The organism is Ferrimicrobium acidiphilum DSM 19497, from assembly GCF_000949255.1.
Classification (GTDB): Bacteria; Actinomycetota; Acidimicrobiia; order Acidimicrobiales; family Acidimicrobiaceae; genus Ferrimicrobium; species Ferrimicrobium acidiphilum.
Genome location: NZ_JXUW01000042.1, coordinates 1 through 21,585, shown reverse-complemented (window position 1 = coordinate 21,585; position 21,585 = coordinate 1). Strand labels below are relative to the sequence as shown.

Sequence of the window (21,585 nt, the reverse complement as noted above, 5' to 3'; positions counted from 1 at the left end):
CTACCGCAGTGAGGTTCTGCGTTTTGGGACCAACTTCGCAGTGGACTTCGACAATAACTTGAGTGAGCGTGACGTTCGTATGCTCAAGTTACAGAACAAGATCTCAGGTGGTTGGCGATCCGAGGAAGGGGCTCAAGCTTGGGTTCGAGTACGCTCTTACCTCTCCACTGCGAGAAAGCAGGGCCACAACGCAACGGAGGTCCTAACCCAGCTCTTTGGGGGACACTGTTGGATGCCGACGCTTCCCGGTCCGTGAACGTCTACGAGAGCGATGCCTGATAGTCGCGCACCGTGGCAACTAGGCATGCCCCGATCTGCAAGGTGGCCTGGGCGACCACTTCGAGGGCCCTATTGCGTCGATCGAATGAGATCTTCGGCCCGAAGCGTTCAGAATGTAGCGCGGATGCGAGCTCCGTACAAAAGACGAGGACGTTAAAACCCATCCTTTTGCGCTCGGGTGCCTCGAGAGGGGTGGTCCCCAGCAAATCATTGGCCAGTTTGGCCCAGATAAGCAGCACCTCAGCGTGGGCTTCGATCATCGAAGGGTGCGAGGTCGATGCCTCCTCCTCGAGCGCCATGACCAAAGTGACCGGACCGTCTGCGAAATAGACGGGTCCTCTCCCGCGCAGCCAGGTCGGTGACTCAGCCAACGCCTCTTCGGGTGGAGGCAGCATCAGGGCGTGGTGAGCACACCGAAGCATAACCGTGCCGCTAGCCTCTGGCCTCTTCGTCTTGCTCATTGCCATCATGGTACCATCACCAGCTGCTAAGTGGTTGAGGGACCTGAATGGTTACGAAATTAGCACCTAGGGACTTGTGACTAAAGTGGTTGTGTGGTCAGGAATCGGTTGTACCAGTTCAATATCTCATCGAGGCGGTGAATCCTGTTCCACGGCTTGCCGTTTCGACTCATGCCATGGAATTCGTCCGGGTAGCGAACGAAGCGAACTGGCACCCTATTGAGATATCGAATGGCGGTGTAATACTCCATAGCCTGCTCGATTGGACAACGCAGATCACCCTCTTGCGCCTCGATTAGAACTGGCGTGCGCACCTGTTCCACGTAGGTGAGTGGGCTTTGTTGGCGGTACCAGCTGTCATCTTCCCACGGATGTTTGCCTCCAGCTCGGCGAGCTTCATCCCATCCGACGTCGCTAGAGCCGACCATAGAGACCCAATCGGTGACAGGTCGCCCCACTACGGCAGCACTGTAACGGTTGCTATGGCCAATGATCCATGCGGTCATATAGCCCCCATAGGATCCGCCACCCACGCCCAAGGCGTCTTGATTGATCTCAGGATGACGCTCGCAGGCAGCATCGACGGCGGTCTCGATATCGGCCCAATCGCGATCGCCCCATCGCTCGAAGATTGCAGAACAGAATGAGGCACCGTAGCCTCGTGACCCTCTTGGGTTGGACGCAATGACCGCGAACCCTTGACTTGCTAGCAGTTGAAACTCAAAAAAGAAGGCGTGGGCGTACATCGCCATCGGACCGCCGTGAATCTCCACCACACCAGGCACTGGTTCGGTGTAGCTCTTGGGTGGTAAGTAGACCCATGTATCTACCGAGTGTCCTTCGCTAGTTTGAGCTTGGAAATAGTCAGGTGCGATAAAGCTAACCTCACTTGTAAGGGAAGCATTCATGGTGGTTACCTGCTCTTTGTCTCCATCGAGGAGGCGGTAGACCTCGCTTGGCTGACTCGAGGTTGTGATGACAGCGTAAAGCTCGTTGGTGGTCGTGGATCGAGCAAAGGACGAGATGACATGGTGTCCAGTGGTTATCTTTGCTACCGTGTCGGATGCCAATGAGATGTGGACTATCTCCACCGACCCTTGCTGGGATATCAAAGCGAACAGGCTCTCACCTGGCTTGTCCCATACGAGGGTGTCTCCCGCAGGGCTTAGGACGTCGTTGATGGCCTCGTTTCCGATTGGGTATTCGAAGGTGGCCGCAACTGGCAGGGCCTCTGTCGCTCCGCGCGGGCGTGTATATAGTCTTGGTTGGTCATAACCTATAGTTGCTGGATCTTCCCAGCTATATACCAGTGAACCGTCTGGGGCGATGAGGAATGCCTGAGCCCCAGGAGACACGAGTTCAGTAATCTCATGACTGATAAGGTCAATCGAGAAGAGCCCTTCGTCGCTGCCGCGATCATAGTCGTCGCCGCGACGCGAGCGAAAAACAATCGCAGAGCCATCTGGCATGTACTGCGCTTCGCTGACGCGGTAAGGATGATGAGTGAGTTGATCGGACCGATTGTTATCCGCGAGGGCGACGGTGAAGAGGTTAGGACGATAGGGGTCGAAGTAGCCGTCGCCGTCGAACTTGTGGAGGAGCTCAGTGATGACCTTGACCTCACTTGTGTGTCGCTCGCGGAGCGGTAGAAGCGTGGGGTCACTCTTCCCGATCGCCCCATCCCTCTTGACGCGACCGACGACCGCGAGACTTTGCCCATCAGGGGACCAGGAGAAACTGTCAACACCGCCGGGATAGTGAGTCACACATAGGGCTTCGCCACCGTTGAGCGGAAGAATCCACACTTGGGCGACACTATCGGTTTTTCGGAGAAAGGCGAGAGCGCGGCCGTCGGGGCGAAAACGGGGATGGGAGTCGGACGTGCCCTGCGTGAGATCGATCGGGCTCCCTCCGTCGATAACGGTGCGAATTCGTTGGCAACTGGTGTTGTGCTCTGCGTCCTGCCACTCCTCGACGAATACAAGGCGATTCTCGGTTGGCGACGTTCGTACGTCTCCGACGCTACGAAGGTTGAGTAGATCTTCAGCTTGCAGTTGACGCATGTTGGTTGCCCTCCCCGATAGTTGCAGCGTCGCCACCCCGGCGACTGGCAGCTGTTCTAAACCTCCAGCGTAGGAGACGTTCGAACCAAGTGTAATCAGCAAGGATCGAGAAGCTTGACTCCCTGGTAGTGTCTCTGTTCGGGTCGGGACGGTGGCAGGCGACGGAAACCGTCGAGCAGGGAACGAAAAGATGCTGGTTAGCTTCGATGTCTCTCTGGTACTTTGGAAGAGGTCTATGTTGGGTTTAGGTGCACCCAAGTGGTGCTGGAGGGGCTGACATCAAGATAGTAGTGATGAGAGCCGAAGGCTGCGCTGAGATCCCCACTGCTTGGAAGTTGGCCAGATACGATGGGGTTAAGTCGCCTTCCTGGCCCAACGACGAGGCTCTGGACCGAAAGTTTAGAGCCGTTGCTACCTGGATTTATAGTCAAACTCAAAAGGCAGTGGACAGGTCCACAAGCGATAGAGGCACTATAGGGGTAGGCATTCTGACCTACCTTATGGAGATGAATTGTTCGCACCGTCCAGGAGTTCATGCCAGAGTCGCCTTGCAGGAGCAGGGTTGCCCCGCTCGTGGCCACGACTCCGGAACATCTGGCTGCCGAGGAGCACGCGACTTCGGAGAGGGCGGGTCCGAGAAGGCTGTAAGGAACTTGACCGGTAAGTCTGAGAAGACGCCAAACCTTGCCGTTGTCGTGTGAGTAGGCGATAAATGGCCGTAGGGTGCCATCGCCATCCACGAAGTCGTGTTGCCCGATGGCGATACAGACTCCATTTACTTGGCAGCTAACCCCTGCGCTCGAGAGGTCGTTGGCAGCGTTGATTGCGCGGGCTGAGTGCCAACTCTTTCCAGCATCGGTCGTCCAGAGTGCAGGGAATCCATGGTGATGACTAATCCCAGAGATTGTGACGATACAGTCTTTGGAGGAGCTACATGCGATGGCTCCTGGAGTTGCGCCCCGCGGTAGGGCGGCTACCGCTGTCTGCCGGTTTAAAGGGTTAAGAGAGAGCAACTGATAGGGACCGTTTCCGATCTCGGCCACCAATTTGCAACTGCTGGTACTCGGGCACGTCATGGCGATGGGTGTTAGCAAGCCAAGACCGGCACTGGCGTCATGAACGAGGAGCGAACTCAACACACGATCGTGGCTGGGTTGAAAACCAAGCAGCTCGAGGCCGTTGCTGGTCTCCACCGGCTCGAAACATGATTGTGATGCACACGAGGCGAGTTGGTTACTGAAGGGCTCACCGATTGCTTTCGCCTTCGTAGTCAACTGCACCGGCGAACCAAGTTGGAGACGTGTGTGTTGGGGCTGAGTGAGATACTCACGAGCGAGTCCCAACCCCGAGCGGTAGAGCGTGAGGAGACAGATTGGCGAGGTGTTCTCACATTCCAGCGATGGACTATCGACACTCAACCCGTTTGGGGCACTGACAGGCGCAAGACGCCTTCCCATCGTCCAAAAGCTGGTCTCAGAGCTGTTGGTTTGTGCGCTCACAATGCACTGGGTGGAGCTGCAGATGAGTTTATCTACGAAGGTGTTAGGGCTCGTGGTGGTCGCGAGTGTTGCGACGCTGCCGTTGTCGGAGACGGAGGTGACGTGGATCTGATCTCCGGCTCCCTGACCAAACGCCTGGCTGAAGTAGCAGGCGGTGAGATCGCAGCTCGCTTGATCTTGCGGCTCGACCGTGGCGGCGCTGAGAATGGTGGTAAAGCCAGTGGTGAGACCTCCTCGAAGAGCCTCTTCGGAGCTCGCCATCGCAGCTGGCAGTCCCACGATATCTACACAGTTGCTGGTGGTTGCACACGCTAGCTGGTTGCTAGCCCCTGCAGGTTCGTTCGCGAGCTTGATAGATTTCCATTGTGTTGGTTGGTTTTGTGTCGATCGATAAGACGCCGCCAGCACCTCGGGATGCCCTTTCGCGGTTCCAGAGACCCAACACGGGCCGTCTAGTAGACAGCCGACGGAGGTTGGGCTGAACTGATCTCCAAGAGTCAATGGACTCCATGAGCTGCCGGCATCGTTGGTGACAAGGAGGAGGAGGCGCGCATCGATCGTTGACGGGCTCTGATCGACTATGGCATAACACGTCTTTGAGCTTTGGCAGGCTAGCCCTGCAATTGACTGCGCGGAACCAGAAAGCGGAGGCAACTGGGTAAAGCTCGCCTGCCCAGCTCGCCTCGCCCAAAGCTTGGAGAGATTGCCAGATTGGTTGGAGGTGGCCACCAGACAGAGTGTCTTTGCACAAGCGAAGTAGTTTGGCGTTGTCAAAGTAGTAGGGGAGGTCAACGAGGATTTGATTGAGGTTACCTCAAGCTTGGGTGGTCCAGAGTTCGTATGCCTGGCTTCTATGGCATTTCCGCTATTTGCCTGATTGTGCGAGACGATGAGGCCAACTCCGACCACTAGGGCGATGATGGCTACCGTTCCAAGCAACACAGTGCGTCTCAGTGTCATCGCTCACTCCTATGGATATAGATGCCCCAAATATGGAGCCTACTTGGTAGCCAGAGGTGTTGTTGAGCATCATGGGAGCAGGAGGATACGATCACGTACCGAGCTAACTATCGGAGAGATGCACGCGCATTGCGTTCGCCTGCGGTGCACTCTGATCGAACGAAAGTCGCTGAAAGTCGGTCATCTGCTGAAATGACGGTGCTCGGCGGTGTCTCGCCAGCGAACCCAGGCGAGACACAAAGCGAGGTGGAGATGGCGAGCTATCGCTCTTCCGCTAGAAGGTGGGGTGGCTGCGCAGCCGTACCGATGAGTGCAAGCTAACGCGGTCGGGTGACGAACGTGGTGATAGCAATCAGGCGTCGGCCTCCCACCACATCGATCATTTTGTCTGCTGGCTAATCGGCCACCGTTTCGTTTTGTTCAGCCCCCAGCTCCTCCTCCTGACCGTGTACGTATCTCTTGCCTCGCAGCAGTGAGGCAATGCCCGCCAGCACACAGGCGATAGCGCCGAAGAGGAAGGCGAGGTTCAGACCGGCCGAGAAGGGTTTGCTAAGCAGTGTTGGGAAGAACCGATGACCGCTGAGAACAGCCACCGAATGAGCGGGAAGATGGCTCAGGAAGGAGGCGCCAAGGATGCTTTTGATAGGGTCATAGCCTAGAAGTGCAGCGAAGAGGCTTGAGATTGGTGGTAGGTGCGAGACCTTCGACGCTACTTGGGCAGGAACATTATTGACGACCAAACCGTGGTAAAGAGCGTTTGGTAAGTCTGAGGCTATACCCGAGATCATCAACGTGAAGAAGATACCCATCGAGAGCACCATGGCAGCATTCTGAAACACCCCGGACATACCGGCTCCAGCCCCACGTTGATCAGGGGGAAGACTGTTCATGACGGCGGCACGATTAGGTGACGCGAAGAGACCCATCGCGAGCCCGTTGCCGAGCATCAAGAGTGCGAACGGGAGGTATGAGAAGTTGATGGGCAAGAAGTCGAAGCCGACAAAGGTGAGTGCCGCCAGCGCCATCCCGGTGGTGGCAAAGGGGCGAGCTCCGAACTTGTCTGAAAGAATTCCTGAAGCAGGGCCGGCTACCAAGAAGCCGAGGGTCAACGGCAACATGTAGATGCCAGCCCAGAGCGGTGTGACCGAGAAGTTGTAACCATGCAGTGGCAACCATATACCTTGAAGCCACATCACGAAGATGAACATAAGACCACCACGTCCGATGGCTGCGAGCAGAGAGGCAAAGTTACCCGCCGAGAATGCACGAATTTTGAATAGCTGGATGCGAAACATCGGGTGCTTGACCTTGGTCTCGGCGATCACAAATGCGACGAGGAGGATAATACCTATAGCGAGTTCCGCTAGGACCTTCGGGCTGCCCCAACCCATCGCTGAGCTGCCATAAGGCTCGATACCGTAGGTGATGCCCACTAGCAGAACTGTTAGCCCGACCGCGAACAGGATGTTACCCACCCAGTCGATCTTTGCCGGCGTCCGCACCCCGTTATCGCGGAGCTTGAGATAGGCCCAGATGGTCCCTGCTAGCCCAATCGGAGCTGAGACGATGAAGACTAACCGCCAATCAACTGGTGCTAGCAGTCCACCAACCACCAGTCCAATGAAGGCTCCCGCGATACCAGCGATGTTGTTGATGCCAAGAGCGAGTCCTCTCTGGTTGTTAGGAAAGGCATCGGTGAGTATCGCGGAGGAGTTTGCGAAGAGGAAAGCGCCGCCTACACCTTGGCCGAGCCTCATGCCAATGATGAATGCACCAGCTGCCTGGCCGTGAAGCCAGTTGATGGAGAGGAGAATCGAAAAGGCGGTGAATATGGCGAAGCCAAGGTTATACATTCGAACACGGCCATAGATATCACCAATGCGTCCGAGTGTTACGACAAGCACCGCCGTGACAAGCATGAATCCGAGAAGAATCCAGAGTAGGTAGAAGGAGTTTGACGGCACGAGAGGATTGAGTTTGATTCCTCTAAAGATCGCGGGCAAGGCGATGATGAGGATCGATTCATTGATTGCAACGAGTAGAACGCCGAGTGTAGTGTTGCTGAGCGCGATCCACTTGTAGCGGTCTTCGTGTTCCGTTGTGGTAGACATAGCACCTCCGAACTGACTAAGCAGTTTAGTTGCTTGTACCAAGTAACTGATTCGACTCTTGGGTGAATCTTCGCGAATGTTTTGGGGCCAAAGCCAGCCATCCTGGTCGGTCTGGGCGCCTCTAGAACCGGTCGCGGAGTCGTGATTCAGCCGAGGACGAATGCGAAAAGTCTATTTACCCCTTAGCCTGATGGTATGCCTGGATCAATACTTGGAACTTCCGTTGTTCGTGTCGAGGATCCCGCCCTGTTAACCGGGGCCGGTACCTATGTAGATAACAAAGTGCCTACTGGAACCGTCCACCTGGTGTTTGTGCGTTCGCCATACGCGCACGCACGCATCGAGTCGATCGACATCAGTGATGCGGAACGAGCCCCTGGTGTGCTTGGAGTGTTTACGGCGGAGAGCCTGGGCTTGCCGGCGTTTCATGGGTTTGCAGCCCTGAACAAGGAGGTGCCTCGTCCTCCGCTGGCGACAGAGGTGGTTCAGTTCGTGGGTGATCCTGTTGCTGCAGTAGTTGCCAAGACGAAGGCGGAGGCTCTTGATGCTGCCGAGCTTGTCGCTGTCGACTATACCCCGTTGCCTCCGGTGGTTGACATGGAGTTCGCACTGACTAGCGACGCTCCTCAACTCTACGAGGGAGTTGCACGTAATGTAGCCGCTGGATACCGTGATACTGGCGATGAGGAGGTGCTGGCAGACGCTGAAGTGGTCGTTCGTGGTCGATTTATCAACCAGCGAGTCGCTGTCGTGCCGATGGAGGGTAACGCGATCCTGGTGGTTCCGAACGAGGATCCGAACGAGCGTCCATGGACAGTGTTTATCTCTACTCAGATGCCTCACGCAGTTGCCAACCTACTTGCAGGAGTATTCGGCATTGAGGCGTCCTCTATCCGAGTGATCGCTCCTCATGTGGGTGGAGCCTTTGGCGGCAAGGCAGGAATTGTTGCTGAGCATGCTGTTGCTTTCGCCTTGGCCCAGCGCTTGTCGTTGCCGGTGAAATGGGTTGAGACTCGATCAGAGAACATGGTGGCCATGCCCCAGGGTAGGGGTCAGGTCCAGTACGTAGAGCTTGGCCTAAAACGCGACGGAACCTTTACAGGCTTGCGTTGCCGGATGATCGGCGATGGAGGAGCATACGGTGGCTTTGGTGGTGGCCTGGTTTTGGGCCCAACACGCACAATGGCCCAGGGCGTCTACCGTATCCCGAAGATCGCCTATAGCGCAGTAGCCGCCTTCACCAACACCTCGCCGGTGGGAGCTTTTCGAGGCGCAGGTCGGCCAGAGGCTGCTGCGTTCTTGGAGCGGGTAATCGATATGGCGGCTGATGAACTCGACATCGACCCAGTAGAGATTCGCCGTCGCAATCTGCTCTCTGCAGATGTATTTCCGTTCACCACCCAAGTCGGTACCACCTACGACAGCGGTGACTATTCGAAGGCGCTTGACCACCTGCTTGCGGCAGTTGATTACCAGCAACTGAGGCAGGAACAGGCATTGCGACGAGAGCGTGGAGATACGCTGCAGCTAGGTATTGGAGTCTCGACCTACGTCGAGATTACCGCTGGAGGCGGCCAGAATGAATATTCATCGGTTGAGGTACATCCTGACGGATCGGCCACCATCGAGGTTGGCACCTCGGCCCATGGCCAGGGGCACGCAACGTCGTTTGCGATGATCGTCTCAGATCGTCTCGGCATTCCGCTGGAGCGAATCAAGTTCAGCCAATCCGATACCGCCGTCATCCCACGAGGGGGAGGCACAGGAGGCTCACGGTCGCTCCAGATCGGAGGATCTGCGGTAGCTGGGGCTACTGCGATTGTGCTGGATGAGGCGAGAAAATTGGCCGCCAACCATCTTGAGGCGGCTGAGGAGGACATTGTAGTAGCCGACGCTGGAGGGTTAGCGGTGGCGGGAGTGCCAAGTGCTCATCTCAGTTGGGAGCAGATTGTAGAGCTCGCGGCTGCTCAGAATAGACCGCTTCGTGCTAGCTTCGATTTCCAACAGGCGAGCGCAACGTTTCCCTTTGGTGCCCACCTTTCAGTGGTTGAGGTCGACACTAAGACGGGCAAGGTGCGGCCTCTTCGTCATGTGGCGGTAGATGATTGCGGCCGGATTCTCAACCCATTGATTGTGCATGGGCAACAACATGGCGGTATCGCTCAGGGCATTGCCCAAGCACTCTGGGAGGAGGCTGTCTATGACCAAGACGGGAACCCTTTGTCGGCCAGCTTGGCAGAGTACGCGATGCCATCCGCCGCAGAGCTACCCTCTTTTGAAGCTTTGAATACAGAGACACCTACTCCGTACAATGATCTTGGTGCCAAGGGGATTGGCGAGTCAGGCACGATTGGTTCTACACCTGCGGTGCATAACGCCGTGGTAGATGCTCTGTCGCACCTAGGGGTTCGCCACATCGACATGCCTTGTACCCCAGAGCGCGTGTGGCAGGCTATCGCCACGGCTGGCGAGCGAAATGACGGTCGATACTGGTCAGAGCCGGGTGATGTTTTCGCTACTTTGCCTTATCGCAACGCTGGTGGCGGCTCTGATGCGGCAGAGGTTGACATCTAGGCTGATTGCCCATCTTTCTGCGATGTAGCAAGAGTTTGGAGGGTGGGCGATCATATCTAAATGTATGAAACCTCAACCGTTGGGTTCAGGTAGCGCCCAGTCCACGACTTTGTGAAGAGACGGGGAGCTTGCTGGATGCGAAGTCATCCGGCTGAAGTGGGCATCGGCCTGTTAGCGAGAGGTTGATGGATGACATCAAGGTGGATTCATGCGAACTAGGCGACTGCGCCGAGTGGTTGTCATGGCGGCCGTGGCGGCGGCCCTGGCCGCCTGTGGGAACACGAAAGTCCAATCTAAACCATCGCATAGGGTGAATACCTCGACCGAGTCGACGACATTGCTAGCCAAATTGCCAAAAACATTCCCAAGGTCAGTTGTTCCGTTGCCCAATGGAGCACCGTTGGTCGACTTTGTGGATGACTCGACTAAGAGCCGCAAACAGTTCCAGTTGACCTATGCTTCGAGTCCCTCATCGCGGTTGGCCTTCATCGCACGCTATATCCATACTCTGAAGAGTCTCGGCTTTGCGCTGAAGCAACACTCGTACGCGGGTACTCCAAATGCCCTCTACAGCCTTGAGGATGCGACTTGGGAGGTGCTCGTTGAAGGAAGTTCGTCTACGGTGGGGATATCGGTAGTCGCACGCAAGTGAGCTATCGTTGGTAGATCCACCGTCAGCATCGTGTTCGTTGAGGTCCAACCCGTTCGCCCGTCGGTGTGCGTCTGTCGACTGGAATCATCCGTAAGCAGCTCCAAAAACATAAGTGTCTTCGGGACTCGGGCTTTAAAAACCGGCTTGAGCTTTAGCTGGTTTTGCCGATGGATACAAAAGCTTCAGAGAGGAGACCACCGTGGGGTGCGAGGAGTGCGGAAGTTTTCAGCCAACCAAGACCCAGCTCCTTCGGCAGAGTGTGCTGGTCATCCCTCAAACCGAGCTGCGTCGGCGAGTAACAAAAGGCATAGCTAAGGCCGGTATCGAATTCAGTTGCCACGACGCGGTGATTATCCCGATTGGGGTTGATCTCGAAGATGTAATAGCGATGCTGGGCGCTGACACTCATCTAACTGGTCATCAGCTCGAGCAGATACGCATTTTCGATTTTGATCCAGGCTCTAGCGATCTGGCGTGGCTGAGCACGGCCACTACCGCTCAAAAGCTACTTGTGAGCGCCGGTTCATCCCAGGTTGAAGAATGTCTCCAGCGTGAAGCCATCGAGACACACTTTCAACCGATTGTTGCGACGGCATCGAAGCAGGTGATCGGCTACGAGGCCCTCAGCCGTGGCCGCACCAGCTCGGGCTCGATGATCGCGCCAGATCAGCTCTTTTCTTATGCCCAACAGACCGATTCGATCTTCTTTCTAGATCGGCTTTGCCGCGAGACCTCGATTCGCACGGCGGCTAGTCGCGAGCTTCAAGGGCGGCTGTTCGTCAACTTTCTCCCTAACGCTATCTATGATCCACGACAGTGCCTAAAGACGACGTTGGCAATCGCTGATGCGAGTGGCTTTGACCCGCGACGCATTGTCTTTGAGGTCACCGAAAGTGAGCAGATCATCGACTTCTCCCATCTCAAGGAGATCTTCCGTTACTATCGCAGCCATGGCTTTCAGGTTGCGCTAGATGATGTCGGGAGTGGATATGCCGGCTTGAATACGCTGGTAGCGCTGGTGCCGGATGTGATCAAGCTCGACCGTGAACTAATCCAGGATATCGATCGTGAACCATTTAAGCGATCTGTGGCCGCAGGGTTGATCAAAGCGGCTCGTGGCGAGGGCATCGAGGTCGTTGCAGAAGGGGTCGAGACCATCGGAGAACTCAGCTGTGTCGTTGACCTTGGTGCCTCGCTTGTTCAAGGTTACGTATTCGCTCGACCAAGTGCGGATCCAATTCGTGAAATAGAGTGGCCGAATGGTGTGTGAGATCACCCACTAGCTAGTCGGTTTTCCAGGTGCTCAAGGACAAGTTAACAATCCGTCGTTATGATGGAGATCGGTGGATTGGTTGCGCGTTGTCATCCACCGGCAACTAGAGCATCAGTATGAGTTCTCTTTGCTCGTCTGGCCGAGGTGGTGATCGCCAGACTCGGTTGCTTTCTAGCCCTGAGAACTGTTACTTACCTCCCATGAGTAGAGGTGACGTTGGTGTTGGCGGGGCTGCGGGCATGAGTGGGGATCTTCCGTCGGTGTCGGCTACGAGATGTGGTTTTCCTTTTGAGGGAGGATTGGAGCGATTCTCTCACAACAGTAGTGCACACTTGGCCTCGAGAGATGATGAGATCCATTAGTTATACTGTGTCTAACGATATAACGTTAAAGGAGATGACTATGCACGAACACCGGCTGCACCAGCACGGAACCCGTCATGATGGGTGTAGGTGCGACGGTCACCATGCTGATCGAGATGCGATGATCCACGAATGCCGCATGCATGATGGTTGGGTCGATTCAGGAGTGCGAAGACGCAGATCTCCGCGGGGTAGGGTTCGCCGCGAGATGTTGATCCTCCTTCAGGATGGTCCCAAGCATGGTTACGAACTCATGCAGTTGATCTCGGAGCGTAACGGCGGGGTCTGGCAGCCTAGCCCTGGGTCCATCTACCCGACCCTGTCGATGCTTGAGGATGCTGGTTTGATCGTTGGCCGAGAGGAGGACGGCCGAAAGGTCTACACACTGACTGATGCCGGCCGAGGCGAGGCCGAGGCTCTAACGTCTGAGTCTCAGTCTGATGCCGGAGGCCGAGAAGTCGATCTAGGTCGAGAGATCCGCGCGACCTTCCAAGCATTACGGCAGTTGGGAATGGTGGGCACTGTCGAACAGAGGCAACGCGGGCTACAGCTCTTGGCTGGTTTGCGCCGTGATATATATCGAATGCTCGCCGAAGACCCACCGAACTCTGATCGGTGACGACGCATGAGCTAGTTGAACGCGATTGCCAAAACTCGGTGCCTGACCTCTACGCGTTTTTGGGCGCTTGGCGCGTCTCGGTGCCACCGAGTAGGGGACCCCAGTAGGATCCGACTACGCGAGGTGCGATCTTCGTCTGCGCGACCGGAGGATCGTAGACCGCGATGTCGAGGAGCAGCGGGATCTGGATGCTATGGAGCCCGGAGGCGGCAGGTAACAGGTATGAATCAGGGACGGTCGCACTATGTCGCCACGTGAAAGCGGTGTTTTGAGCGCTCGAACTGATCAGATCAGCATGGAGCGTGAACACAGCGAGTGCCCCGCCGTTAGCGGTGGTGAGCGCAACCATCTGCGGGTGAAGAGCGCTCACGGTAGCGCTGGTGGCTACTTTTTGCGCAGAACTGGGTGATAGGTAAGGGTTGGTAGAGAGGCGGGGGAGTGACCAGCACTCGGCTGAGGTCGAGAAGTCGGCCTGCTTCAACCCACGTGACAAGACACCTTGTTGGTAGTAGGTGGTTAGGGCTAGCGCGTAGTATTTCGAAAGCCTGTCGATGGGGATAGATAGCGGAGAGGAGCTCTGAGGTTCGAGACCCAGACTGCCACTGAGGACCTTGACTTTTGGCAGCAACGTCTTTGTTACCGTCGGCTCATCGGTTACGCGCCAAGGAGCAGTCGATGAGTTCTTTGCAAATACGCCAAGAAATCGACAGGCAGAACGGTTTGCGGTCTTTGGAGTGCTGGTGTATTGGGAGTCGACAGTAACGAGCAGCTTCGGATAGGCCTTCTTGGTCTGTTTGAGAACGACTGCACGGTCAAGCTCTTCATAGAAGGGTTTGTAGCTCGTCCCTTGTGCGGTCTGATAGCCTGCATCACGTGAGAGTTGGAAATCGGTGTTGTCTATGGCAGCTGCAGTTCCTTGCTCGTCGCTGTTTTGGCGGGCAATGCTGAGCGTCCGGTTGGCCTGGTTGTTTGCCGCGGAGTAGTTGCGAACAATGCGGCTAAAACTCCCTTGCTGTGAATTCGACGAGGTGAGGGTGACTGTCGCCGCCGATGTTTGGCCACACGCGGCAAGAAGCATCCCCCCAAGAGAGACTACAGCTACCGAAACTTGCCATATCGGGCGGCGTGAGTAGCGAGATTTGGCGGTAGGGGCGGTCACTGAGCCGGTGAACCGATTAGATCTCATCTGAGGAGAACATACCGTCTGTGGGACTCATGAGGAGGTCATCTTTCGACCAACGTTTGCATCCCTCTACGCTAGCCGTACGGAATGCGCGCTTATACCGTGTGCTGGTGGTCTAGCTTCAGGTTCGAGAGCTGTACTTTTTGGTTGCGCGCTCGACGTCTGACTAATGGTTAGTTGTCCTCCGGATAGTAAGGCGTGCGTGAATTACCATCTGGATCCTCAGGAGTGCGGTTCTTCAAGTGTCGAAATGGGACATGCGTTTGGCCGGATAGGCGCGATCCGCTCCACGGAGCAGGAACGGCATCGGTACGGCGTGCGAGGAAATAAGCAGCCTCCTCATAGTTCACTCTCCATGCGCGAAAATGAACCCAGGCCTCCTCCTTGTCGCGTGCCATTGGAAAGTCGGCGGCTACGAGCCTGTCGAAGCCACGATCAAATTCGCTGCGAGTAAGTAGGACCGGATCCATCGGCCCGGGGTCGTCGTTCACTTCATAGCCAAGTGCCGAACTGAGCCTACGAAAGCAGAGATAGCCCATGCGCAGTGCAAGTCTGGCCTCGATCGGCGTGCTCTCAGGAGCAACCGCATGAAACAGAGCTGCTGAGTCGCAGACTGCGAGCAGGGCGACCACCCATGATGAGTAGGCACTCGGGGAACGAAACAACATCAGTGCCGGATAGCTGGCGTGGCTCTCTTGAACATCGGCAGCCCAACGTTCCCACTGACGATAAAAATCTGGCAACTCATCCATGAGTGACATGAGCTCGGCGCGTGCAAGTATCTCCGGACCCCAAACGGGCTCTCCTGCTCGTGCGACAAGCATGGTAACCTCCGTCTCACGCCGGTTGTAAGCGCCATAGAGGGTCGGTAGGTAGGCGATCTGCAGGGCTACGATGAAGAGGCCGGTGAGTCCAGCAAGGATGTCGATCACCTGGGTCCATCCAGCAGGTGTACTCACTATTCCTAGCGTGACCAACGAAGACCCAGCTTGCCCAAGCGCTGCAAAGGGATTGTGAACCACCGGAAACATGAGAAGTCCGAGTGAGAGAATGTACCCCATGACCCAGACGCCCAGGAGGAGAAGGAGGGAGACGGGACCCTCATAGGCGAGCAGCCGATCACGAATTTCGTAGTTAGTGATTCGCTTGCGCGCGAGTTGCCCGGGTGTGGTAAGGGTGCCAATAACGAGGCGGAGTAGGTTGGAGCGATCGATCCGAGGCACGAGTAATGAACGGATCACGTTGAGCGATAGGACGAGGTAGATGATTCCGCCGACTGCCGCGAGTAGGATGCGCACGGGACCCAAAAGTCTGTGCCTAGCTCTCTGCCGACGGTTGATGCTCAGTGGTCCAGATCCGATTAGAGCTAGTTTCGGCCGTCTTGGCGTTCCCAAACATGGATTCATGCTACTCCTGTTGAGAATGGAGGCGGATGCCAATCTGCTCAAGCTCGTCGTGGCCCACAAGAAGATGACCACTTGACCAGGTAGTCTGTTAACTACGACGAAAGGAGCATTCCATGGAACAGCGACAATTAGGGAACCAGGGTCTACAGGTATCGATGTTGGGACTCGGCTGCATGGGCATGAGCGAGTTCTACGGGCCCGCCAACGATGCGCAGTCGATCAACGTCATCCATCAAGCAATTGAACTTGGAATCACGTTTCTCGACACAGCCGACATGTATGGTCCGTTCACCAACGAGCAGTTGGTTGGTCGCGCCTTGCGTGGACGACGAGATCAAGTGGTTTTAGCCACAAAATTTGGTAATGTCCGTGGTGAGCACGGAGAGTTTCACGGAGTGAGCGGAGACCCGGACTATGTCAGACGAGCGTGCGATGCTTCGCTGCAGCGTTTAGGTGTGGACGTCATCGACCTCTACTATCAACATCGCGTTGACACCAAGGTGCCTATCGAGGAGACGGTAGGAGCGATGGCAGAGTTGGTCGCAGCCGGAAAGGTCCGCTATCTTGGGCTCTCCGAGGCCTCGGCGGCTACGATTCGCCGGGCCCATGTCGTGCATCCGATCAGTGCGCTCCAAAGCGAGTATTCGTTGTGGACGAGGGACCCAGAGGCAGAGATTATAGCTACGCTTAGAGAACTCGGAATTGGTCTTGTAGCCTATTCTCCACTCGGTCGAGGTTTCTTGACCGGGGCCATTCAGAGCATTGACGATCTCGATGAGAGTGATACTCGGCGCAGACATCCACGCTTCCAGGGTGATAACTTCGCTAAGAATCTTGAGCTCGTTGCTACCATTCGTGACATCGCGACACGTAAGAGCTGCACCCCTGCCCAAGTTGCGCTTGCATGGCTCTTTGCTCAAGGTGATGACATCGTGGCGATACCGGGCACGAGGAGTTTGGATCGTCTGGCTGAGAACGCAGCGAGTGTAGAGATATCTCTGGAGGCGACGGAACTTGAGGAGATCGAGCGTGCGTTCCCAGTTGGGGTGACGGCCGGTGATCGGTATCCAGACATGTCAACAGTTAATAAGTAGTAGCGCCTATATCAACGCTATGTGCAGCTTGTAGAGCTTATAGAAGTTGATTGAGCTGCTCCTTTGAGCGATCGACGCTCCGTTGTCCCGCTGTGACCAGAAGGTTGCTGTGACGAAAATCGAGAGCGTCGATCGAGTCGGCCGCTCCACACTCTAGAACTACGATCGACACCGACTCTGGAAGATTGGCAAGCTCCATTTTGGTGAGTGAGAGTTGGGTGAGCGTATAGCCCATCAGCAGCGTCGCGAGCGGTCGGCTCTTGCTGTGAAACGAGGGAGTCAACGATCCACAGAGCAACAGAACGATTCTGCTGGCACCGAGCTCAACGGCGTGCTGAACTGGATTGGGGTTAATCATGCCTCCATCGATGAACCGTCTACCTCTTAGCCGTAACGGTGGCAAGACACCTGGGATGGCGGCTGAGCCATAGAGGATGTCGACAATGGGGCCCTCGTCGAACCAGGACTCTTCACCAGTGTGAGTGTCGGCGAGTAGGACGTGTAGCGGGACCTTTGTGTCGGCTAAGTCTTGCATGCTGAGGTTGTCGGTGATGAGCTTGCGCAGAGGAAAGGATGGGTGGACGGACTCTCGATCACTCAGATAGCGGAGTGTCCGCCTGCGTGGGAAGAGTGACTGTAATGGTGCTTCGAGCCAAAGTTCACTCAGCTTTCTGACGCCGTCTAGATTCGGTTGTTCCCCGAAGACGGCTGCATTGAGGGCACCGACCGAAACTCCGAGTAAGAGATCGGGCACCATCCCGAGCTGGAGGAGCTCGCGTAGCATGCCAACCTGGCAGGCACCACGAGCTCCTCCTCCGCCGAAGACGAAAGCTAATCGAGTATCGTTAGCCACGCGCTCAATTAGGCGACTCTGGACCGTGCCCAATTTGTGGAGACACCGAACAGATGTCGGGATCGGTCAACGAGGCCCCGAGATCTCGCGAGAATCTGTCAAGCAGGGCTATCAGGGCATCTATATCAGTCTGGTCCCACGATGTGAGCGCGTCGTTGATCACCGCGAGTCGCGCTTCAACAAGTTGATCGAGAACACTCTTGCCTAGTGGCGTGAGGCGCACTTTAGAGACTCGTCCATCCGACTTGTCTGGAGCTCGCTCAATAAGACCGCGCGATTGCAGGAGCTTGAGTTGGCGTGATACGGTCGAGATATCGAGGTTGAGTGCCGATGCGATCTCCGATACCCGCTCCTCGCCGCGCTCGCCGAGCAGGACAAGCTGCCAGAACCCAGAACCGATGGCATAGGCGAAGTCGGACTCATCTCCGATGGAGATGCGCAGCCTTCGGAGCGATTGTCCGAGTGTGAAGAGCACCTCGTCAAGTGCACCAGAGGTTGTGGAGGTTGAGGCGGGCATCGGAACTCCTTGGTCAGGTCCACCTGTATCGTCTAGTCAATTGTAACAGCGTTGTGCGCAAACTAGGAACCTATCCAGCTTTCGTATAAACTCACTCATTGGCTCAAATTCGTAGAGGAGGACCCGTGCACCGTCTTGATGAGGAGACGCTCCAGCTAGAGAAGGCAATTGTCCAGTATGCATTGGAGCGCGTCGCCCTCCAACCTCCACCACTCGACGGTCCAAAGAGCGAGGCTGAACTCGAGGCGTTGTATGGACCAAATGTGACCGAAGATGGCATAGGTGGGGAGGAGGCTCTTCGTCGCTTCATCGAGGGATACGCCCCTGCAACGCTATCGAGCGACCACCCTCGCTTCCTCGCATTTGTTCCAGTTGCTCCTACGAAGGCAGCAGTACTCTTTGACATGGTGGTAGCAGCCTCCTGCATCTCGGGAACCTCGTGGCTGGAGGCGGCCGGTGCCGTCCATTGTGAAAACGAAGCGCTGAGGTGGTTGGCGGACCTAGCCGGTATGCCCGCCTCTGCTGGTGGCACCTTCGTCTCAGGTGGATCGTTGGCTAACCTTTCGGGTTTGCATGCAGCCCGCCAGCGGATGAAGGAGCGACGTGACTTTCAACGCCCCGATCGTTGGCGAGTTCTATCTTCGCATGAGGCTCACTCATCTATCGCCTCGGCCGCGAGTCTGATGGATCTCGAGGTTATCTACGTTCCAACCGGCCCCGATTCTAAGTTGACCGGAGAGAACCTGGCGAAAGTTTGGTCAGAGCTATCCGAGGAGGTGCGTGGATCTATCGTGGCGGTGGTCGCGACCGCCGGAACGACGAATGCAGGTTTGGTAGATGATCTTCGATCGGTGAGTATGTTCACTCGCGAAAACGATCTCTGGTTGCATGTCGATGGTGCTTATGGCGGAGCGGCCCTTGCCTCCAAGGAGCGTTGGCGATTCGAAGGTATTGAGTTTGCGGATTCCTTTGTGATCGACCCGCATAAGTGGTTGTTTGCACCGTTTGACGCCGCTGCAATACTCTACCGTGAGCCCAAGTATGCCAAGCACGCGCTAACACAGGAGGCTGCCTACCTCGACGACATTAACAAGGCCGAAGAGTGGAACCCGTCAAGTTATGGTTACCATTTGAGCCGCCGCGTACGTGGGCTCCCTTTTTGGTTTTCGCTAGCGGTCCATGGCAGTCGGCGTTATCAAGAGGGGATCCAGTCTTCGATCGATCTTGCGCGAGCCACGGTTGCCGAGATTCAGCGCCGAGAGTATCTTGAGCTGGTTATGGAGCCCGAGTTGTCCGTTGTCTTGTTTCGACGAAATGGATGGGACCCAGATCACTATGATCGTTGGTCGATGCAGGCTCTCCGTGATGGGGTGGGTTTTGTACTGCCGACGGAGCATCATGGTGAAAAGGTGTTGCGCTTCTGCTTCGTGAACCCACTGACGACACTTGACGATGTTCGGGCAATCCTCGATTCTCTCGCTTGGGAGCCAAGAGGGAGATGAGCATCCAAGGCAGAGACTCGCTGATCCGCTGCTAATTGTTTGGCCGACTGGATACGTTGGCGGCAACGTTACCGGTATCGGTGATGCAGAGCGAAACTAGTCGCGCAGGGCTATTCCGAGGCGGCATGGGTCTCCACTATCTGTGGGACTAGGCTGCGCTTCGAAGGTGTAGCGGTGGCTCTCTCAAACGGTTGGTTGTCGTTGACCCAGGTTGCGCCTCGGGATTCGATTCCGAGGGCTGAACCTAGTTCAGCATCGTGTCATGAGTGCTTAGTTAACAGGGTGGTAGCGGCTCCCTCCGAGGATGGATGGAGGTTGCACAATCGGAGGTTGGACTGGCAACAGTTCAAATCAAATGTCTAGCGTTGACCTTTGCTAGTATTCGCCGTTGATGACATTGAGCAACGGCAGACCCTTGGTGTAGCGATCGATGTTGCGAGTAAGGAGTTGCTCCGCCCGGCGATGGAAGGCGTCGGTGTCGCCACCAACGTGAGGGGTGATAAGACAGTTCTCCATCTGCCAGAGCGGTGAGGTCGATGGAAGTGGTTCGGGATCGGTGACGTCTAGCGCTGCGGCTATCCGCCCGGTCGCCAAGGTGCGGATGAGCGCCTGCGTATCTACAACTGCCCCGCGAGCAACGTTGACCAGTAAGGCTCCGTCGTGCATCCGTTCCAGGAAGTGTTCGTTTACCATTCCCTTGGTCTGCTGGGTCAACGGAACGATCAGAATGATGATGTCAGCCTTAGGGATGAGCTCATCAAGCTCGTCGAAACCATAGACCACCGGAGTGACACGGCCAACCCTTGCAACCCTGGTGATCTGGGCCTCAAAGCCATTGAGTCGTTGCTCAATGGCGGCACCGATCGATCCGTAGCCTATGACTAACACGTTGCGGTCGGCCAACGATGAGAAGCTCTGGTTGTCCCAACGAGCCTCGCGTTGGAGATCGCGGAAGCGACCGAGTCCGCGTAGCGAAGCCAGAGTCAGCGTCACGGCCATCTCGGCTGTTGCGGCGTCATGGACACCCTTTGCGTTGCAGAGCGTTACTCCGTTAGGAATAGCATCGCGGACGTTGTCGACGCCAGCGCTCAGGATCTGTACCACCTCAAGCGCCGGCATCTTGGCTAGATTGGCTACCCCTGCACGGCCAGACATATAGTCAGGGACAAAGAAGGTTGTCTTTGCCATCCGATCGTCCCACGGCCGACCTGATGGCTGAACGAGGATCGGTAGCTTCGGGAAGTGTTCAACGAGGTGGGCGAAACGCTCCGGCACTGTGACTTGCATACTCACGATGTTAGTAAGTCATAGCTGGCGGCTTGTAATTAGAGGGATATGTTGCTTGCTGCTGGTCTGCCCAGAGGACTCAATTGAGCGGCCATGGAGTGGTCGTCGACCTTTCGTGCTGGAGCTCTGCCAGCCAGAGTTCGCGAATTTTCGTGCAACTGATCACGGAGGTGAACCTACTCGCTCTACAATGGTGGGTTACGGAGAGGTGCCAGAGAGGCCGAATGGGACTCACTGCTAATGAGTTGACCTGGTAATGCGGGTCCGAGGGTTCAAATCCCTCCCTCTCCGCCACCTTCCCCTATGGACCGAAGTCCCTACTCGCCGATGCCCAATGCCACTGTGCTCCCTCTACTCGGCTGCCTAGAACGACAGTTAGCTCCAAAGCTGGAGCAAGGGACTAAGGAGTAGTCGTCATGGCAAAGGTTGGCATCATAGGTCATAGAGAGACAGAGTCCAAGAGTACGAAGTACATAGACACCACCACTATCGAGGAGCCAAGAGTCGCTCGCTACGTCTTCGCCGGCAAGGCGGCCTCGTGGATCTGGTTGATCGTGCGACTATGGCTTGGCTATGAGTGGATCAACGCAGGTGTCTCCAAGCTCTGGGGAGCTGAGTCAGCTGCCTTCTGGAGGACTGGCCTCGGCGTGAAGGGCTTTGTCCTCGGTGCAATCGCTGAGTCCAAGGGACCCCATGCTCAGGTCTCCTACGGCTGGTGGGTAGCGATCCTCCGTCACGGTGTACTTCCTCACTACCTGCTTGTTGCTCGTATGGACGCCGTTGCTGAGTTTGCGATTGGGATCCTGTTAGTCCTTGGAGCCTTCACTGCTATTGCCGCCTTCTTTGGACTGGCACTCAACTTCAGCTACGTGTTCTCCGGTGCGATCTCT

Annotated in this window: 17 protein-coding genes and 1 tRNA gene; 9 read left to right on the top strand and 9 right to left on the bottom strand. The window is 56.2% G+C overall.

The window, feature by feature from the left end:
* Positions 1-256 (top strand): IS66 family transposase (locus FEAC_RS13390; protein ID WP_082055667.1); only part of this gene is annotated, 256 nt, incomplete at its 5' end.
* A 4-nt stretch (positions 257-260) separates the two neighbouring features.
* Here FEAC_RS13390 and FEAC_RS13385 read toward each other — a convergent pair.
* From FEAC_RS13385 to FEAC_RS13370, 4 genes are all read right to left on the bottom strand, one after another.
* Positions 261-740, bottom strand: a complete 480-nt coding sequence (locus tag FEAC_RS13385) for a hypothetical protein (RefSeq protein WP_152623065.1) — start codon at positions 738-740, stop codon at positions 261-263.
* Between the two features lie 80 nt (positions 741-820).
* Positions 821-2,905, bottom strand: coding sequence for a S9 family peptidase (locus tag FEAC_RS13380; protein ID WP_052566496.1), 2,085 nt, complete (start codon positions 2,903-2,905; stop codon positions 821-823).
* 131 nt (positions 2,906-3,036) lie between these two features.
* Positions 3,037-5,262, bottom strand: coding sequence for a hypothetical protein (locus FEAC_RS13375; protein WP_035391305.1), 2,226 nt, complete (start codon positions 5,260-5,262; stop codon positions 3,037-3,039).
* 395 nt (positions 5,263-5,657) lie between these two features.
* Positions 5,658-7,373 (bottom strand): MFS transporter, encoded by a 1,716-nt coding sequence (locus FEAC_RS13370; protein WP_052566494.1) that lies wholly within the window; start codon positions 7,371-7,373, stop codon positions 5,658-5,660.
* A gap of 195 nt (positions 7,374-7,568) precedes the next feature.
* On the opposite strand from FEAC_RS13370, the gene FEAC_RS13365 reads away from it, so the two are divergent.
* The 4 genes from FEAC_RS13365 (at position 7,569) to FEAC_RS13350 (ending at position 12,853) form a co-directional block, all read left to right on the top strand.
* On the top strand, positions 7,569-9,947 hold the full coding sequence (locus tag FEAC_RS13365) for a xanthine dehydrogenase family protein molybdopterin-binding subunit (RefSeq protein WP_035391303.1): 2,379 nt from the start codon (positions 7,569-7,571) through the stop codon (positions 9,945-9,947).
* A gap of 208 nt (positions 9,948-10,155) precedes the next feature.
* Positions 10,156-10,599, top strand: coding sequence for a hypothetical protein (locus tag FEAC_RS13360; protein ID WP_035391301.1), 444 nt, complete (start codon positions 10,156-10,158; stop codon positions 10,597-10,599).
* A gap of 199 nt (positions 10,600-10,798) precedes the next feature.
* Positions 10,799-11,869 (top strand): EAL domain-containing protein, encoded by a 1,071-nt coding sequence (locus FEAC_RS13355; RefSeq protein ID WP_052566492.1) that lies wholly within the window; start codon positions 10,799-10,801, stop codon positions 11,867-11,869.
* A gap of 405 nt (positions 11,870-12,274) precedes the next feature.
* On the top strand, positions 12,275-12,853 hold the full coding sequence (locus tag FEAC_RS13350; protein WP_052566490.1) for a PadR family transcriptional regulator: 579 nt from the start codon (positions 12,275-12,277) through the stop codon (positions 12,851-12,853).
* A gap of 49 nt (positions 12,854-12,902) precedes the next feature.
* Here the strand turns inward: FEAC_RS13350 and FEAC_RS13345 are convergent, their stop codons facing one another.
* Complete coding sequence (locus FEAC_RS13345) at positions 12,903-14,039, bottom strand: DUF8094 domain-containing protein (protein ID WP_152623268.1); 1,137 nt, start codon at positions 14,037-14,039, stop codon at positions 12,903-12,905.
* A 170-nt stretch (positions 14,040-14,209) separates the two neighbouring features.
* The gene (locus tag FEAC_RS13340; RefSeq protein ID WP_052566488.1) at positions 14,210-15,334 is read right to left on the bottom strand and encodes a hypothetical protein; all 1,125 of its coding nucleotides are present in this window, start codon (positions 15,332-15,334) and stop codon (positions 14,210-14,212) included.
* A gap of 221 nt (positions 15,335-15,555) precedes the next feature.
* Here FEAC_RS13340 and FEAC_RS13335 point away from each other — a divergent pair, with 221 nt between their 5' ends.
* On the top strand, positions 15,556-16,536 hold the full coding sequence (locus FEAC_RS13335; protein ID WP_035391298.1) for an aldo/keto reductase: 981 nt from the start codon (positions 15,556-15,558) through the stop codon (positions 16,534-16,536).
* A 37-nt stretch (positions 16,537-16,573) separates the two neighbouring features.
* On the opposite strand, the gene FEAC_RS13330 is transcribed toward FEAC_RS13335, so the two are convergent.
* Together FEAC_RS13330 and FEAC_RS13325 are read right to left on the bottom strand one after the other, a co-directional pair.
* Positions 16,574-17,389 carry a patatin-like phospholipase family protein gene (locus FEAC_RS13330; protein ID WP_052566486.1) on the bottom strand — a complete coding sequence of 272 codons (816 nt, stop codon included), beginning with the start codon at positions 17,387-17,389 and terminating at the stop codon, positions 16,574-16,576.
* Positions 17,390-17,393: 4 nt separating this feature from the next.
* A complete protein-coding gene (locus tag FEAC_RS13325; RefSeq protein WP_052566484.1) occupies positions 17,394-17,906 on the bottom strand; it encodes a MarR family winged helix-turn-helix transcriptional regulator in 513 nt (170 codons plus the stop codon).
* A 125-nt stretch (positions 17,907-18,031) separates the two neighbouring features.
* Between FEAC_RS13325 and FEAC_RS13320 the strand changes: the two genes are divergently transcribed.
* Positions 18,032-19,408 (top strand): pyridoxal phosphate-dependent decarboxylase family protein, encoded by a 1,377-nt coding sequence (locus FEAC_RS13320; RefSeq protein ID WP_035391296.1) that lies wholly within the window; start codon positions 18,032-18,034, stop codon positions 19,406-19,408.
* A 375-nt stretch (positions 19,409-19,783) separates the two neighbouring features.
* Here FEAC_RS13320 and FEAC_RS13315 read toward each other — a convergent pair whose 3' ends face one another.
* A complete protein-coding gene (locus FEAC_RS13315; RefSeq protein WP_035391294.1) occupies positions 19,784-20,695 on the bottom strand; it encodes a 2-hydroxyacid dehydrogenase in 912 nt (303 codons plus the stop codon).
* Positions 20,696-20,897: 202 nt separating this feature from the next.
* Between FEAC_RS13315 and FEAC_RS13310 the strand changes: the two genes are divergently transcribed.
* Together FEAC_RS13310 and FEAC_RS13305 are read left to right on the top strand one after the other, a co-directional pair.
* Positions 20,898-20,989: transfer RNA gene (locus FEAC_RS13310), tRNA-Ser, on the top strand.
* Positions 20,990-21,111: 122 nt separating this feature from the next.
* On the top strand, positions 21,112-21,585 hold a 474-nt coding region (locus FEAC_RS13305), incomplete at its 3' end, for a DoxX family membrane protein (protein ID WP_052566482.1).